This is a genomic window from Sphingopyxis yananensis, assembly GCF_020687785.1.
GTDB classification, from domain to species: Bacteria; Pseudomonadota; Alphaproteobacteria; order Sphingomonadales; family Sphingomonadaceae; genus Sphingopyxis; species Sphingopyxis yananensis.
The window spans coordinates 304,957-317,972 of the sequence record NZ_JAJEWI010000008.1 but is presented as its reverse complement, the minus strand read 5'-3'; the positions used below and the strand labels follow the sequence as shown (position 1 = coordinate 317,972).

Genomic DNA, 13,016 nt, shown 5'->3' with positions numbered 1-13,016 from the left:
CTGGCGTCAGACATAATGGCTGACTGCGTATTTGCAGGAAAGAAGATATGACCGGATCGATCGATCTCGAAACATTGTGCCAAGAAAAAGGCCTGCGCATTACCGAACAGCGACGTGTTATCGCACGGGTGATTTCTGATTCCACCGATCATCCCGACGTGGAAACATTATATGAGCGCGCATCCAAGCTAGACAGCGGAATTTCGATTGCCACCGTGTACCGCACGGTGCGTCTGTTCGAAGAAGCGGGTATTTTGGATCGCCACGATTTTGGTGATGGCCGTTCCCGTTATGAAGCGGCGCCAGAGGCGCATCATGATCATTTGATCGATGTGGAATCTGGCCGTGTGATTGAATTTGTTGACCCTGAGCTAGAGGCCCTGCAACGTGTGATCGCCGAACGTCTCGGTTATCGCTTGGTTGATCATCGCATGGAGCTTTATGGTGTCGCAATCGATCGCGACAAAGGTTGAGAAACCTTTTTTGACGCTGGTTTTTGTTCTGCGCCTGTTGCTGATGGCGGCGGCGCTGGTGCTGGTAATTGTTCCGCATCTCTTATTCCGTTTGGCAAAAAGGCCGTCACCTATGGTGATGGCCTTTTTAAATATGGTGGGTTGGTTGGCGGGTCTGCGGATCCGCACAACAGGCACGCGCTTGCGGCGCGACGTGTTGTTCATCGCCAATCACATTAGCTGGCTGGATATTCTCAGCCTTGGGGGTGCGGCACGTTCGGCCTTTGTGTCCAAGGCCGAAATTGGACGGGCACCCTTGGTCGGCTGGCTCGCGGATCAAAATCATACCCTTTACGTCGAGCGTGAAGCGCGCCGCGAAATTGGGCACCAAACACAGCAATTGCGCGATGCGTTGGCCAGCGGTCGTCCCGTGACATTGTTCGCAGAAGGAACGACGGGAAATGGGCAGGGCTTATTGCCATTTCGCCCCGCTTTGTTTCAGGCGGTCATTCCCACCCCTCCCAATCTGCAGGTGCAGCCAGTGTTTCTGGATTATGGCGCATCGGCCACCGACATTGCTTGGCTGCCTGGGGAAAATGGATTGGACAATTTCCGCCGCATCTTGTCGCGCCTGAAACCCATTGCGTTGACCATCCATTATCTGGAGCCGTTGGATGATGCGGTGGAGGCGGATCGCAAGCAATTGGCCGATGCCGCGCGGGCCAGTATCTTGGATGCGATGACGCGTTTTTCCCACTCTTCCGCCGACGCGCCGGATCGCCTATAGGGCGCGCATGAGCTCCGATTCCAATCCTTCCGCCGCCAAGACATTCCACGTCAAATCCTTTGGCTGTCAAATGAATGTCTATGATGGCGAACGCATGAGCGAAATGCTGGGCGCCCAAGGCTATGTCCCCGCTGAGGACGGTGTAGACGCGGATCTGGTGGTGCTGAACACCTGTCACATCCGTGAAAAAGCCGCAGAAAAAGTCTATTCCGACATTGGTCGTTTGCGCCGTGCGAATGGCAGCAAGCCCGTGATTGCGGTGGCCGGATGCGTGGCACAGGCCGAAGGCGCGGAAATCGCCCGCCGCGCCCCCAGCGTGGATGTGGTGGTCGGGCCGCAAGCCTATCATCGTTTACCGGAACTGATTGCACAGGCGCAGGGCGGCAAGCGGGCCATTGATTTGGATATGCCGCTGGAATCGAAATTTGGCGCGCTGCCAAAACGGTCGGCGAACCAGCGCGCGACCGCCTTTTTGACCGTCCAAGAAGGCTGCGACAAATTTTGCACCTATTGCGTCGTGCCCTATACACGGGGCGCGGAAATCAGCCGTCCGTTCGCGGATTTGATCGCCGAAGCCCGTTCGCTGATCGAGGCTGGCGTGCGCGAAATCACCCTGCTGGGTCAAAATGTGAACGCATGGACCGGCGAAGATGACAAGGGACGGGACATTGGCTTGGACGGCCTGATCCGCGCTTTGGCCAAGGAAGATGGTCTGGCCCGACTTCGCTATATGACCAGCCACCCCAATGACATGACCGATGGGCTGATTGCGGCGCATGGCGATGTCGAAAAATTAATGCCGTTCCTACATTTGCCGGTGCAGGCAGGCAGCGACCGCATTTTGGCGGCCATGAACCGCAGCCATACGGCGCGGTCCTATTTGGATATCATCGAAAAAATGCGCGCTGTTCGCCCCGATGTGGCGGTTTCGGGCGATTTCATCGTTGGTTTTCCGGGCGAGACTGAGGATGATTTTCAGGCGACGCTGGACATTGTTCGCGATACCAATTTTGCGATGGCCTATAGCTTTAAATATAGCAAGCGGGCCGGAACGCCCGCCGCGACGATGGACGATCAAATTGACGATGCCGTCATGAATGATCGCCTGCAACGCTTGCAAAGCCTGCTGAATGAGCAGCAACAGGCGTTCAACGCCGCCACCGTGGGCCTCCCCACCAATATTTTGTTGGAACGCAAGGGCAAGCTTGACGGTCAATTTATCGGAAAATCGCCATGGTTGCAGTCGGTGCATCTGATCGCACCGGAACTTAGCATTGGCGATATGGTTGATGTGGATATTATCTCGGCTGGACCGAATAGTTTGGGCGCGACCTTGCGCCAATATCAGGAGGCTTGATGACAAAACGCCCACTCGCCGCAACACCCGCCGAAGCCGGTGATCGTGTTCGCATTACGGCAGAGTTTGAACGAACAGCGTTATTGGGCATCTTGTTCGGAGAGTTTGATCGCAATTTGGTGGCCATCGAAAATCGACTGGGCGTCTATATTTCGGCGCGTGGCAACCGTGTGCAAATTGAGGGGGAGGCCGAAGCCGCCGCGCGTGCACGCGATGTTTTGACCGACCTATATGGACGTATTGAACGCGGCGAAGATTTTGACAATGGCATGGTCGACGCGGTGATTGCGATGTCGGCCCAGCCGACCTTGGATGGCATCATCCGCCATGAACCCAGCGACAAAGCCCCCACGGTGATGATCCGCACGCGCAAGAAAACCATTGTGCCGCGCGCCCCATCGCAGGTGCCCTATATGCAAGCATTGGGCCGTGATGATGTGATTTTTGCCTTGGGTCCGGCGGGAACCGGCAAAACCTATTTGGCGGTGGCACAGGCGGTTTCGCAGTTGATTACGGGCAGCGTGCAGCGGCTTATTCTGTCACGCCCTGCGGTGGAAGCGGGGGAAAAGCTGGGATTTTTGCCTGGGGATATGAAGGAAAAGGTCGATCCTTATTTGCGCCCGCTCTATGATGCGCTGCATGATTGCTTGCCCGCCGAGCAGGTGGAACGGCGCATCGCCAGCGGGGAAATTGAAATTGCACCCTTGGCCTTTATGCGCGGTCGCACCTTGGCGGATGCTTTTATCATTTTGGACGAAGCGCAAAATACCACCATTCCCCAGATGAAGATGTTTCTGACCCGCTTTGGCATGAACAGCCGGATGGTGATTTGCGGCGATCCCAATCAGGTCGATCTGCCCATTCCCATCACCAGCGGATTGGCGGACGCCGTTGGTCGGTTGGAGGGGCTGGAGGGGATTAACGTCAGCCGCTTCACCAGCAAAGATGTGGTGCGTCACCCCATCGTGGGCCGCATTGTCGAGGCTTATGAAGGGCCGGGCAGTTGACCATAGCGGCGCGGGCATGGGGTCTGTCTGGGTCCATGCTTTTGTGGAACTGATCTTGTGTTTTTCGGGCTTTGCGCTGAAGGAGGCGCATCATGTTATCCATTGAAACCTATGAAGCCCAACCATGGCCCGACCAATTGGACTGGGAAGAGCGCGCGGCAAAAGCCGTCCATGCCGCGCTGGAATTAACGCCCCATGCGGGGCTGGGCGATGCTGCGCCAATCGTCGAAATCTCGGTGCGGTTGACGGATGATGCCGAAGTACATCAGTTGAACCGTGATTTTCGGGGCAAGGACAAGCCGACCAATGTCCTGTCTTTCCCCCAATATGCACCCGAAGATTTTCACGGCCTGACCAACAGCGATGACGGCGAAATATTGATCGGTGATATCGTGCTGGCGCGCGAAACTTGCGCCCGCGAAGCCGAGGAAAAAGGCATTTCGCTGGTCGATCATGCCACCCATTTGATGGTGCATGGCGCGCTGCATTTGGTCGGATATGATCATATGGACGACCGTAGCGCCGCTGCGATGGAGGCGTTGGAAGTGAAAGCGCTTGCATCGCTGGGCATCCGCAATCCATATGATGACACGCAATAGATAAAGGAAACGACAAATATCATGGCCGACGACCAAGGTCATTCCAGATCGGAAGAGGACAGTAGTAAATCTGGCTTATTCGCTGGATTGAAAACATTGTTATTTGGTGGGAGCAATGAACCCACCCTTCGCGAGCAGATCGAAGATGTGATCGACGAAGCCGAGGAAGATGACGCAGGGATGGCAGCACAGACAGGCAATGGCGACCTGTCGGCCATAGAGCGCAAAATGATGCGCAATTTGTTGCACTTCGGGGAACAGAGCGTCGACGATGTGGCTGTGCCGCGCGGTGAGATTATTGCCGTGCCGGAAACGGCGTCCTTCTCCGATCTGGTGGCAATTTTTGCCGAAGCGGGACACAGCCGTATTCCCGTTTATCGGGAAACGCTGGACGAAGTGATCGGGATGATCCTGATCAAAGATGTGTTCGCCGTTTTGGCTGACGGGCGCGAACCGCCGCCGTTGATCGAATTGATTCGCCAACCGCTATATGTGCCCCAATCCATGGACGCCTTGGCTTTATTGGCCGAAATGCGCGCCAAGCGGACCCATTTGGCTATTGTCATCGACGAATATTCCGGCACCGAAGGTTTGGTGACGTTCGAGGATTTGGTCGAAGAAATTGTCGGCGAAGTCGAAGACGAGCATGACGATGAACCGGAACCGTTGATTGTTCCGGGTATCGACGGATGCTGGGAATTGGACGCCCGGGCCGAATTGGACGATATTGGTGAATTGATCGACCCGCGGCTTGCGGTGGTGGACGAAGATATTGACACGATTGGCGGCTTGTCGGTGGTCATGGCCCATCATATGCCCGAGGTTGGCACGATTTTGGTGCACGACAGCGGGTGGCGGATCGAAGTGATGGAAGCCGATGAGCGCCGCGTTCACCGTCTGCGCCTTCACCCACCTGTTGAGGGCGAATATGAAGCCCCGTCGAACAGCAAAACCACCGAATATTAGACATTATATCGCGGATCATCCCGCACCCGTCGACGCTGGAAGATTGCGTTTGACGGGTGTTCGGGCTAGCGCAAACGGAATGGAAACTTCCGATCTTCGTATCGCTTTGTTCAGCGGTAATTATAATATGACCGTCGATGGCGCGAACAAAGCGTTGAACCGACTGGTTGGCTATTTATTGGCACAGGGCGCGGATGTCCGTGTCTATTCCCCGACGGTGGATGATCCGGATTTTGAACCAACGGGCGATTTGATCAGCGTGCCTTCCATGGCCATTCCGGGCCGCAGCGAATATCGTATCCCTTTATGGCTTTCGCCCCGCGTCAAGGCGGATTTGAAGGCATTTAATCCCAATATTTTGCACATCAGCAGCCCCGATCAAGTGTCGCGCCAAGCGGCGGCATGGGCGCGGGATCGCCATATTCCGGTGGCCTGTTCGGTGCATACGCGGTTTGAAACCTATTTCCGCTATTATAATCTGTCGTTTGTCGAACCGTTGATGGTGGCGTGGCTGCGGCGTTTATATCGCCGTTGCGACGCGCTGATCGCGCCCAGCGAAAGCTTTGCGCAAGTGCTGCGTGATCAGCGTATGAATTATGACATTGGCATTTGGACGCGCGGTGTGGACCGCGAAGTCTTGCGGCCATCGCGGCGGGATATGGCGTGGCGGCGCGATTTGGGCATTGCAGATGACACGCCCGTCATCGCCTATTTGGGGCGGTTGGTGATGGAAAAGGGGCTGGACGTCTTTGCCGACAGCATTGATTTGCTGCGTCGGCGCGGCGTGAAGCATGATGTGGTGGTGATTGGCGAAGGTCCGGCGGGTGACTGGTTCCAATCGCGTTTGCCCAATGCGAAATTTGTCGGTTTTCAAGGCGGAACCGACTTGGCCCGCGCCATTGCATCTAGCGAAATGCTGTTTAATCCGTCGGTGACCGAGGCCTTTGGCAATGTGACATTGGAAGCGATGGCTTGTGGTTTGCCAGTCGTCGCTGCGCGCGCGACCGGCAGCGCCAGCATCGTCAAGCATCAGGTGACGGGCTATTTGGTCGAACCCGGCGCGATTTCGCTGTTTGCGGATGATCTGGAACGTTATTGCACGAACAGCGCGCTGCGCGCCCGTCACGGGGCCGCCGCGTTGGAAGAAAGCCAATCCTATCAATGGGACGCCATTAACCAGACGGTGGTGGATACATATATGCGCTTGATCCGGCAAAAAAGCGCGGCCCCCCAAGACGGGCAGCGGCGCTAAGGGCTTATGACCGACGATTTGTTCGCATCCGATGGCGACCAAGCCAACCAGAACCAAGGTCAGGGGCCGCATGGCACCACGCCCTTGGCGGAACAGCTACGCCCCAAAAATCTGGCGGATGTTGTGGGGCAGGATCATCTGACGGGACCAGACGGAACCATTGGCCGCATGGTGGCGGCGGGAAATTTGTCGTCGATCATTTTCTGGGGTCCACCGGGGACCGGAAAAACCACTATTGCGCGCTTGTTGGCCGAGGCTGTGGGCATGCGCTTTGCGCCTCTGTCCGCTGTTTTTTCGGGGGTGGCGGATCTGAAAAAAGCATTTGCCGAAGCCAAGGCCGCGGCGCGCATGGGTCAGCGTACCTTGTTGTTTGTGGACGAAATTCACCGCTTCAACCGCGCCCAGCAAGACGGATTTTTGCCCTTTGTGGAACGGGGCACGGTGGTTTTGGTGGGGGCAACAACCGAAAACCCCAGCTTTGCATTAAATGCCGCATTGTTAAGCCGCGCACAGGTGCTGGTGCTAAACCGTTTGGACGAGGCCGCGCTAAATTCGCTGGTGGAGCGCGCCGAAGCATTGGTAGGCCGCGCCCTGCCTGTGACGGCGGATGCGCGGTCGGCGCTGATGAGCAGCGCGGATGGAGATGGCCGCTTTTTGCTGAATCAGGTGGAAACTTTATTTTCGGCGGGTCTGTCGCAGACATTGGATGCTGCGCAGCTCAGCCAGTTTTTGCACCGCCGGATGCCGGTTTATGACAAGGATCGGGACGGGCATTATAATCTGATTTCGGCGCTGCATAAAAGTTTGCGCGGGTCGGACCCGCAAGCCGCGCTTTATTGGTTGGCGCGTATGTTGGTCGCGGGCGAAGAGCCACTTTATGTGCTGCGCCGCATTGTCCGCTTTGCGGCCGAAGATATTGGTTTGGCGGACCCGCAAGCCTTGGTACAATGTATGGCGGCTAAGGATGCTTATCAATTTCTGGGTTCGCCAGAGGGGGAATTGGCGATTGTGCAGGCCTGCATTTATTGCGCGACAGCCCCTAAATCCAATGCGGCCTATGCCGCGCACAAGGCCGCGTGGAAAAGCGCACGGGAAACTGGTTCCTTAATGCCGCCGCAAAATATCTTGAATGCACCGACCAAATTGATGAAAAATTTGGGCTATGGGTCGGGATATCAATATGACCATGATGCCCCCGATGGATTTTCGGGGGACAATTATTGGCCCGATGGCATGAGGCCGGTGGAATTTTATCAGCCCGTGGACCGAGGCTTTGAACGGCGCATCGCGGAGCGCATTGCATGGTGGAATGCCCGCCGTGCCGAAGCACGAATGGCTTGAAGGCTGCCTAGCTGGGCAGCGCACCTGTCCTGATCGCTCTTATTCCATAGGGGGATAGCGTTCAAAGCTGGGCAAATCGGCCAGATCGCGCACCCAATCCATTCGTTCCGCCGTTTGAATTTGGCACTGCACCGGCAATATCGCGCTGGGGTCGTGCAGGGTGCTGGCCTGAACGTCAATCATTCCGGGGAAAATCTGGTCATTGGTGTAAAATAGGCCCGTGCCGCAATCGCCGCAAAAATGGCGACGCCCATTTTCGGATGATGCATATAATTTGGGTGAGCCTTTGATTTGGATATCATTGCTGCTGACCAAGGCCCAATTGACCATCGGCGCGCCTGCATGTCGGCGACAATCGGTGCAATGGCACACCGCGTGATGGGCGGGGGTGGACGGCATATGATATTGAATGGCGCCGCAGTGGCAGCCACCCGTGATAACGTCTTTGCTGGTCTCGCCCATAATCATATCCCTTGCCTCAAACTTTGTTATTCCAGTCGATTACAAAAGCGGAGGCAAGGGGAAGTTGCGAGGAAAATGCGTCAGTCGGTTATACCCAAATCCACGTCATGGCGTTCGGCCCAGCTTTGATATTGGCCGCGCGGGTTACTGGTCGGTGATTGCAGGATTGACGGCATAGCAGCCTGCAGTGCCCCCAAATCCAGTGACCGGATCATGGCTTTGACCGGCCCAACGCCAGCTGGCGTAATGGACAGGCGCTTGATGCCCAGTCCTAGCAAAGCCATGGCCTCAAGCGGGCGACCACCCATTTCGCCGCATACGCCCAACGTAACACGGCTGCCTTCGCAAATTTTGACCACGCGGTTGATATAACGCATGACAATGGGCGACAGCCAATCATAGCGTTCGGCCAGTCGCGGATGGGCGCGGTCGGCGGCAAACAGGAATTGCGTCAGGTCATTGGTGCCGATGGACAGAAAGTCGAGATGCGGCAACATCAGGTCCAGCGTTTCGATCAGGCCTGGAACCTCCAACATCGCGCCATAGCGCACGGCATTGGGCAGTTTTTTACCGCGCTCTTTCAGCCAAGCCCGTTGGCTGATGAACAGATTTCGCGCTTCTTCATATTCCCATGGTTCGGACACCATCGGGAACATGACGTTCAACGTGCGGCCTGCTGCCCCTTCCAGCAATGCGCGGGCTTGCACCTTGAGCAAGCCTTCGCGGTCCAGCGAAAGGCGCAGGGCGCGCCACCCCATGGCCGGATTTTCTTCGGACAGCGCCTCGTCGCGCATATTCATATAGGGCAGCGGCTTGTCCCCACCGATGTCCACGGTGCGGAAAATTACCGGACGGTCGCCTGCGGCATCCAAAACGTCGCGGTACAGACGCTGCTGGCGTTCCCGTTGGGGCAGGGTGGCGGAGACCAGAAATTGAAATTCGGTGCGGAACAGTCCGATGCCCGCCGCGCCCGTCAGGTCCATCGCGGTGACATCTTCGCGCAGACCCGCGTTGATCATCAAATCGATCGGCACACCATCTTTGGTGATGGCGGGCATGTCGCGCAGCGTCGCCAAGCTGGCGCGCCGTTTTTGCGATGCTTGCAATTTGGCATGAAAAGCATCTTGGGCAATTTGCGGGGGCCGAATGTCCAGCGTGCCATTATTGGCATCCAGCAACATCAAATCGCCATCACGGATGGATGTGCGGACCTTTTTTACACGGCCCAGCACGGGAATGTCCATCGCCCGTGCGACAATGATCACATGGGCGGTGGGGGACCCTTCCTCCAGCACCACGCCTTTCAGGCGGCGGCGATCATATTCCAGCAATTCGGCAGGGCCAAGGTTGCGCGCAATGAGGATCGAATCTTGGCGCAAGCCCATGCGCGCGGCTGTGCCCATTTGGCCGGACACTATACGGATGAGCCGGTTCGACAAATCTTCCAGATCGTGCATCCGGTCGCGCAGCAAGGGGTCGTCAATCTGGCGCATCCGCATCCGCGTGCGTTGCTGCACCCGTTCAATGGCGGCTTCGGCGGTCAGGCCGCTGTCAATCGCTTCGTTAATCCGCCGCGACCATCCCTCGTCATAGGCGAACATTTTATAGGTTTCCAAAACCTCATCATGTTCACCCGCTGCGCCGAAATCAGTTTGGCTGGCCATGCGGTCGATTTGTTCGCGCATTTTGTCGAACGCCGCATAAACGCGGTGACGTTCGGCCTCAATATCCTCCGCGACGGTATGTTCAATGGTGATGCGGGGCTGGTGAAAAACCGCCACGCCTGCGCCCATTCCGTCCACCAATTTCTGGCCGCTGAGGCGCATGGACGATTGGTCGGTGGATGTCGCATGGCTTTGCGCTTCGCTGTCCACCAAATCGGCGTTGGCGATTAGTTCAGACAGCACCATGGCCACGGTTTGCAGCGCTTCGATTTCAATTTCGTCATAGCGGCGCGATTCCGAATGTTGCACGCACAAGACGCCAACCGCCCGTTCATGCTGAATGATCGGCACGCCCGCAAAGCTGTGGAATAATTCTTCGCCTGTTTCGGGGCGATAGCTAAAGTCTGGATGGGCGGCGGCCTCGTCAAGGTTCAGCGTTTCGATATGGTCGGCAATGGTGCCAACCAGCCCTTCGCCCAAGCCCAGACGCGTCACATGCACCGCTTCTTGTTTCAGGCCGCGTGTCGCAAAAAGTTCCAGCGCCCCGTCACGCAGCAAATAAATAGAGCATACCTCGCTGTTCAGACATTCGCCGATGATATGAACGACTTGGTTTAATTTGCTTTGGGCGTTGGTGCGCGACGGCATCACCTCGTGCAGGCGGGTGAGGATGGTGCGCGCTGACTGCGCTGCTGACGTGGGAGGCGGCGGTGCGTTGGTCATTGCACCTTAGCTAACAGATGCGCGGGCGCGGCGCTATGACTGTCGGTGAAATTTCATAAAATTTGCCGCGCGATGATGGATGTCACCGCGCGGCCAAAGGCGTCAGTGCGCTTAATTGGTGGTGCTGATAGGGGCTGCTGCCGGAACCGCAGGGGCGGTAAAGGGACTGGGCGTGCCATATTTTTCGTCCCATGCGCGCACTTCCACCTGATAGCGTGCATAAGCTTCGTAAAAATCGACAAATGGCTGGTCAAGCGCCGCCAATTGTGCGCCGGAATTGGTCACCAAATCCTTGGATGGCGTCGCAGCGACAAGCTGGGCGATTTCATTGGCTTTGGTGCAAAAAGCGCGCTGGGCAGGGGGCTGGGCGAAATAGTTGAACAATTGCGTGGACAATTTATCGCGCGCACTATTGCCCTTGGAATTTTGTTCGCGGTTGAGCTGGGCAATCACCGCCCGTTCCGTGGATTGAATGGTCCGCGTGTGGTTTTTGATGATTTGGTTATAGGCGGCAACCAGCGGTGCTTCTTCGGGACCACGGCAACCAATGGCGGCCACGTTCAGCGCAATTTTCATCTGCCAAAAAGCGCGGTCGCCGACATGGTTGCTGTTTGCCGTCGCAAAACGACCATCCGCCGCGCGTCCTGGCAAAATCTGGGTTAGCGACGCATTGCCTGGGGGCAATGGGCGCGGCGGAATGACAACCACGGGCGGTGGCGGTGGCGGTGGAGGCGGGGGCGGGGGCGGTGCTTTTTGCGAACAGGCGGCGACTGTCGTCAAAAGCCCAGCCAAAATAATTTTGCGCGATAACTTCATATTCTTCACTCCCGGACCGTCGAAAAGGCGGCAAGCTGTCTTTTAATTTCGGCTTTGCAGCGCGGCTTCGGCCTGCTGCGCCAGCGAAGCGATAATATCCGCAACGCTTTCTTCCTGCGTTACCATGGACACCGATTGGCCAGCCATGAGCGAGCCGTTTTCGACGTCGCCATCAATCACAGCGCGGCGCAAAGCACCTGCCCAATAATGCTCAATCTCTAATTGCGCGGCCATCATGTCAACAGCCCCTGAATCCAAAAGCTTGGCGACCTCAATTTGTTTTGCGGTAAAAGCTTCGGTTCCGGTATTTTTCAACGCACGGACGGGAATGACGGGCAGGCGCGGGTCGACCTGAACGCTGGTTATAGCGTCGCGGGCCGATGCACGCATAAAGGCTTTTTTAAATGCCGGATGGGCAATGCTTTCATGCGCACAGACAAAACGTGTGCCCAATTGTACGCCCGCCGCACCCATTTCCAAATAGGCCGCAATCGCTTCGCCCCGACCGATGCCGCCCGCAACAAAGATGGGCACGTCATTGGCCAAATGCGGCAGAATTTCTTGGGCCAAAATGCTGGTTGCAACGGGGCCAATATGGCCGCCAGCTTCGGACCCTTCGATAACCAAGGCATCGACACCGGAACGCACAAATTTCTTGCCCATCGCCAGCGTTGGGGCAAAGCAAATGACCTTGGCGCCCGATGCCTTAATGGCTTCCAAGCTGCCCTTGGGGGGGATGCCGCCTGCCAGCACGACATGCGTCACCTGATGTTTGGCGCAAATGTCGATCAGGTCGAACAATTGTGGATGCATGGTGATCAGATTGACGCCGAAATTTCGCTGAGTCAGCGCCTTGGTGGCGGTGATTTCCTGATCGAGTAATTCGGGGGTCATCGCGCCGCACGCAATGACGCCGAACCCACCAGCATTGCTGATGGCGCTCACCAGATTGCGTTCGGAAACCCAGCTCATCGCGCCGCACAAAATCGCATAGTCGCTGCCCAGCAACTCTATGCCCCGTGCCATATATTGGTTTAATTTTGTCATCCCTTGCGCCTTTGCCAGCCCTTTTGCCTGCGTGCAACGCTGCACTTCCCTTTTGACCCATTGTGCCGCGCTATTCATCGCATCAGCTATGGTGACGCGGCGGATTTCTTCCACACAGTGATGCTGGGCGCAATGATTTCAACAGAGGGGGCGCAACTTCAGCTTTTGCCGCAAAAAGCAAAAATGTCATTGTCTACTATTTTACTTGATATACGTTTTGCGTATTGGAAACGCGAAAGGTTCAAATGCGTCATGCGCTCTATCAAAGAAGACGAAAGGTCCGATCATGATCAGGCCTCTCGCGCCATACAGACGGTTTTGGATGCGCTGCAAAAGCTGCGCTTTGGTTCCATTCAAATGACCATCCACGAAGGCCGACTGGTGCAGGTGGATGTAACGGAACGCAGCCGGTTCACCAACGCGAGTTGAAACCGGCCTGCGCAATGGACGCAAACGGTTGGTCAAATCAATGGAACGTCAGGCCAGCCAAATGCTATGTGAGCATGATGACCGCACCAACGGAGTCCCTGCCACGACACACAA

Annotated in this window: 13 protein-coding genes; 9 read left to right on the top strand and 4 right to left on the bottom strand. The window is 56.5% G+C overall.

Annotated elements, in window-relative coordinates; translation table 11 throughout:
• Positions 1–47 precede the first annotated feature (47 nt).
• The 8 genes from LKO31_RS09635 to LKO31_RS09600 all read left to right on the top strand — a co-directional run bounded on the left by LKO31_RS09635 (position 48) and on the right by LKO31_RS09600 (position 7,761).
• Positions 48–473 carry a Fur family transcriptional regulator gene (locus tag LKO31_RS09635; protein WP_227690185.1) on the top strand — a complete coding sequence of 142 codons (426 nt, stop codon included), beginning with the start codon at positions 48–50 and terminating at the stop codon, positions 471–473.
• A gap of 10 nt (positions 474–483) precedes the next feature.
• A complete protein-coding gene (locus LKO31_RS09630; protein ID WP_227690183.1) occupies positions 484–1,239 on the top strand; it encodes a lysophospholipid acyltransferase family protein in 756 nt (251 codons plus the stop codon).
• A gap of 7 nt (positions 1,240–1,246) precedes the next feature.
• Positions 1,247–2,596, top strand: coding sequence for a tRNA (N6-isopentenyl adenosine(37)-C2)-methylthiotransferase MiaB (gene miaB, locus LKO31_RS09625; protein ID WP_227690181.1), 1,350 nt, complete (start codon positions 1,247–1,249; stop codon positions 2,594–2,596).
• Positions 2,596–3,603: a PhoH family protein gene (locus tag LKO31_RS09620; RefSeq protein ID WP_227690179.1), complete on the top strand. Its 1,008-nt coding sequence runs from the start codon at positions 2,596–2,598 to the stop codon at positions 3,601–3,603. The genes miaB and LKO31_RS09620 overlap by 1 nt, the downstream gene beginning before the upstream one ends.
• 92 nt (positions 3,604–3,695) lie before the next feature.
• Complete coding sequence (gene ybeY / locus LKO31_RS09615) at positions 3,696–4,202, top strand: rRNA maturation RNase YbeY (RefSeq protein WP_227690178.1); 507 nt, start codon at positions 3,696–3,698, stop codon at positions 4,200–4,202.
• 21 nt (positions 4,203–4,223) lie between these two features.
• Entirely contained in the window at positions 4,224–5,168 is a 945-nt protein-coding gene (locus LKO31_RS09610; RefSeq protein ID WP_227690176.1) for a hemolysin family protein, read from the top strand.
• Positions 5,169–5,247: 79 nt separating this feature from the next.
• On the top strand, positions 5,248–6,420 hold the full coding sequence (locus LKO31_RS09605; protein WP_227690175.1) for a glycosyltransferase family 4 protein: 1,173 nt from the start codon (positions 5,248–5,250) through the stop codon (positions 6,418–6,420).
• Between the two features lie 6 nt (positions 6,421–6,426).
• The gene (locus LKO31_RS09600) at positions 6,427–7,761 is read left to right on the top strand and encodes a replication-associated recombination protein A (RefSeq protein ID WP_227690174.1); all 1,335 of its coding nucleotides are present in this window, start codon (positions 6,427–6,429) and stop codon (positions 7,759–7,761) included.
• A gap of 39 nt (positions 7,762–7,800) precedes the next feature.
• Here LKO31_RS09600 and LKO31_RS09595 read toward each other — a convergent pair whose 3' ends face one another.
• The 4 genes from LKO31_RS09595 to LKO31_RS09580 form a co-directional block, all read right to left on the bottom strand.
• Complete coding sequence (locus tag LKO31_RS09595) at positions 7,801–8,223, bottom strand: GFA family protein (RefSeq protein ID WP_227690172.1); 423 nt, start codon at positions 8,221–8,223, stop codon at positions 7,801–7,803.
• Between the two features lie 80 nt (positions 8,224–8,303).
• The gene (gene ptsP / locus LKO31_RS09590) at positions 8,304–10,610 is read right to left on the bottom strand and encodes a phosphoenolpyruvate--protein phosphotransferase (RefSeq protein ID WP_227690171.1); all 2,307 of its coding nucleotides are present in this window, start codon (positions 10,608–10,610) and stop codon (positions 8,304–8,306) included.
• A 111-nt stretch (positions 10,611–10,721) separates the two neighbouring features.
• On the bottom strand, positions 10,722–11,426 hold the full coding sequence (locus tag LKO31_RS09585; RefSeq protein WP_227690168.1) for a hypothetical protein: 705 nt from the start codon (positions 11,424–11,426) through the stop codon (positions 10,722–10,724).
• A gap of 42 nt (positions 11,427–11,468) precedes the next feature.
• On the bottom strand, positions 11,469–12,473 hold the full coding sequence (locus tag LKO31_RS09580; protein WP_227690164.1) for an NAD(P)H-dependent flavin oxidoreductase: 1,005 nt from the start codon (positions 12,471–12,473) through the stop codon (positions 11,469–11,471).
• A 132-nt stretch (positions 12,474–12,605) separates the two neighbouring features.
• Between LKO31_RS09580 and LKO31_RS15090 the strand changes: the two genes are divergently transcribed.
• Positions 12,606–12,902 (top strand): YezD family protein, encoded by a 297-nt coding sequence (locus LKO31_RS15090; RefSeq protein ID WP_320443491.1) that lies wholly within the window; start codon positions 12,606–12,608, stop codon positions 12,900–12,902.
• Positions 12,903–13,016: the final 114 nt, after the last annotated feature.

Bases quoted from the DNA above. Each gene is read 5' to 3' on its own strand.
- LKO31_RS09610 (WP_227690176.1), top strand. From the start codon at position 4,224: ATGGCCGACGACCAAGGTCATTCCAGATCGGAAGAGGACAGTAGTAAA.
- ptsP (WP_227690171.1), bottom strand. From the start codon at position 10,610: ATGACCAACGCACCGCCGCCTCCCACGTCAGCAGCGCAGTCAGCGCGC.
- LKO31_RS09595 (WP_227690172.1), bottom strand. From the start codon at position 8,223: ATGGGCGAGACCAGCAAAGACGTTATCACGGGTGGCTGCCACTGCGGC.
- ybeY (WP_227690178.1), top strand. From the start codon at position 3,696: ATGTTATCCATTGAAACCTATGAAGCCCAACCATGGCCCGACCAATTG.
- LKO31_RS09580 (WP_227690164.1), bottom strand. From the start codon at position 12,473: ATGACAAAATTAAACCAATATATGGCACGGGGCATAGAGTTGCTGGGC.
- LKO31_RS09620 (WP_227690179.1), top strand. From the start codon at position 2,596: ATGACAAAACGCCCACTCGCCGCAACACCCGCCGAAGCCGGTGATCGT.
- LKO31_RS09605 (WP_227690175.1), top strand. From the start codon at position 5,248: ATGGAAACTTCCGATCTTCGTATCGCTTTGTTCAGCGGTAATTATAAT.
- LKO31_RS15090 (WP_320443491.1), top strand. From the start codon at position 12,606: ATGATTTCAACAGAGGGGGCGCAACTTCAGCTTTTGCCGCAAAAAGCA.
- miaB (WP_227690181.1), top strand. From the start codon at position 1,247: ATGAGCTCCGATTCCAATCCTTCCGCCGCCAAGACATTCCACGTCAAA.
- LKO31_RS09585 (WP_227690168.1), bottom strand. From the start codon at position 11,426: ATGAAGTTATCGCGCAAAATTATTTTGGCTGGGCTTTTGACGACAGTC.
- LKO31_RS09635 (WP_227690185.1), top strand. From the start codon at position 48: ATGACCGGATCGATCGATCTCGAAACATTGTGCCAAGAAAAAGGCCTG.
- LKO31_RS09600 (WP_227690174.1), top strand. From the start codon at position 6,427: ATGACCGACGATTTGTTCGCATCCGATGGCGACCAAGCCAACCAGAAC.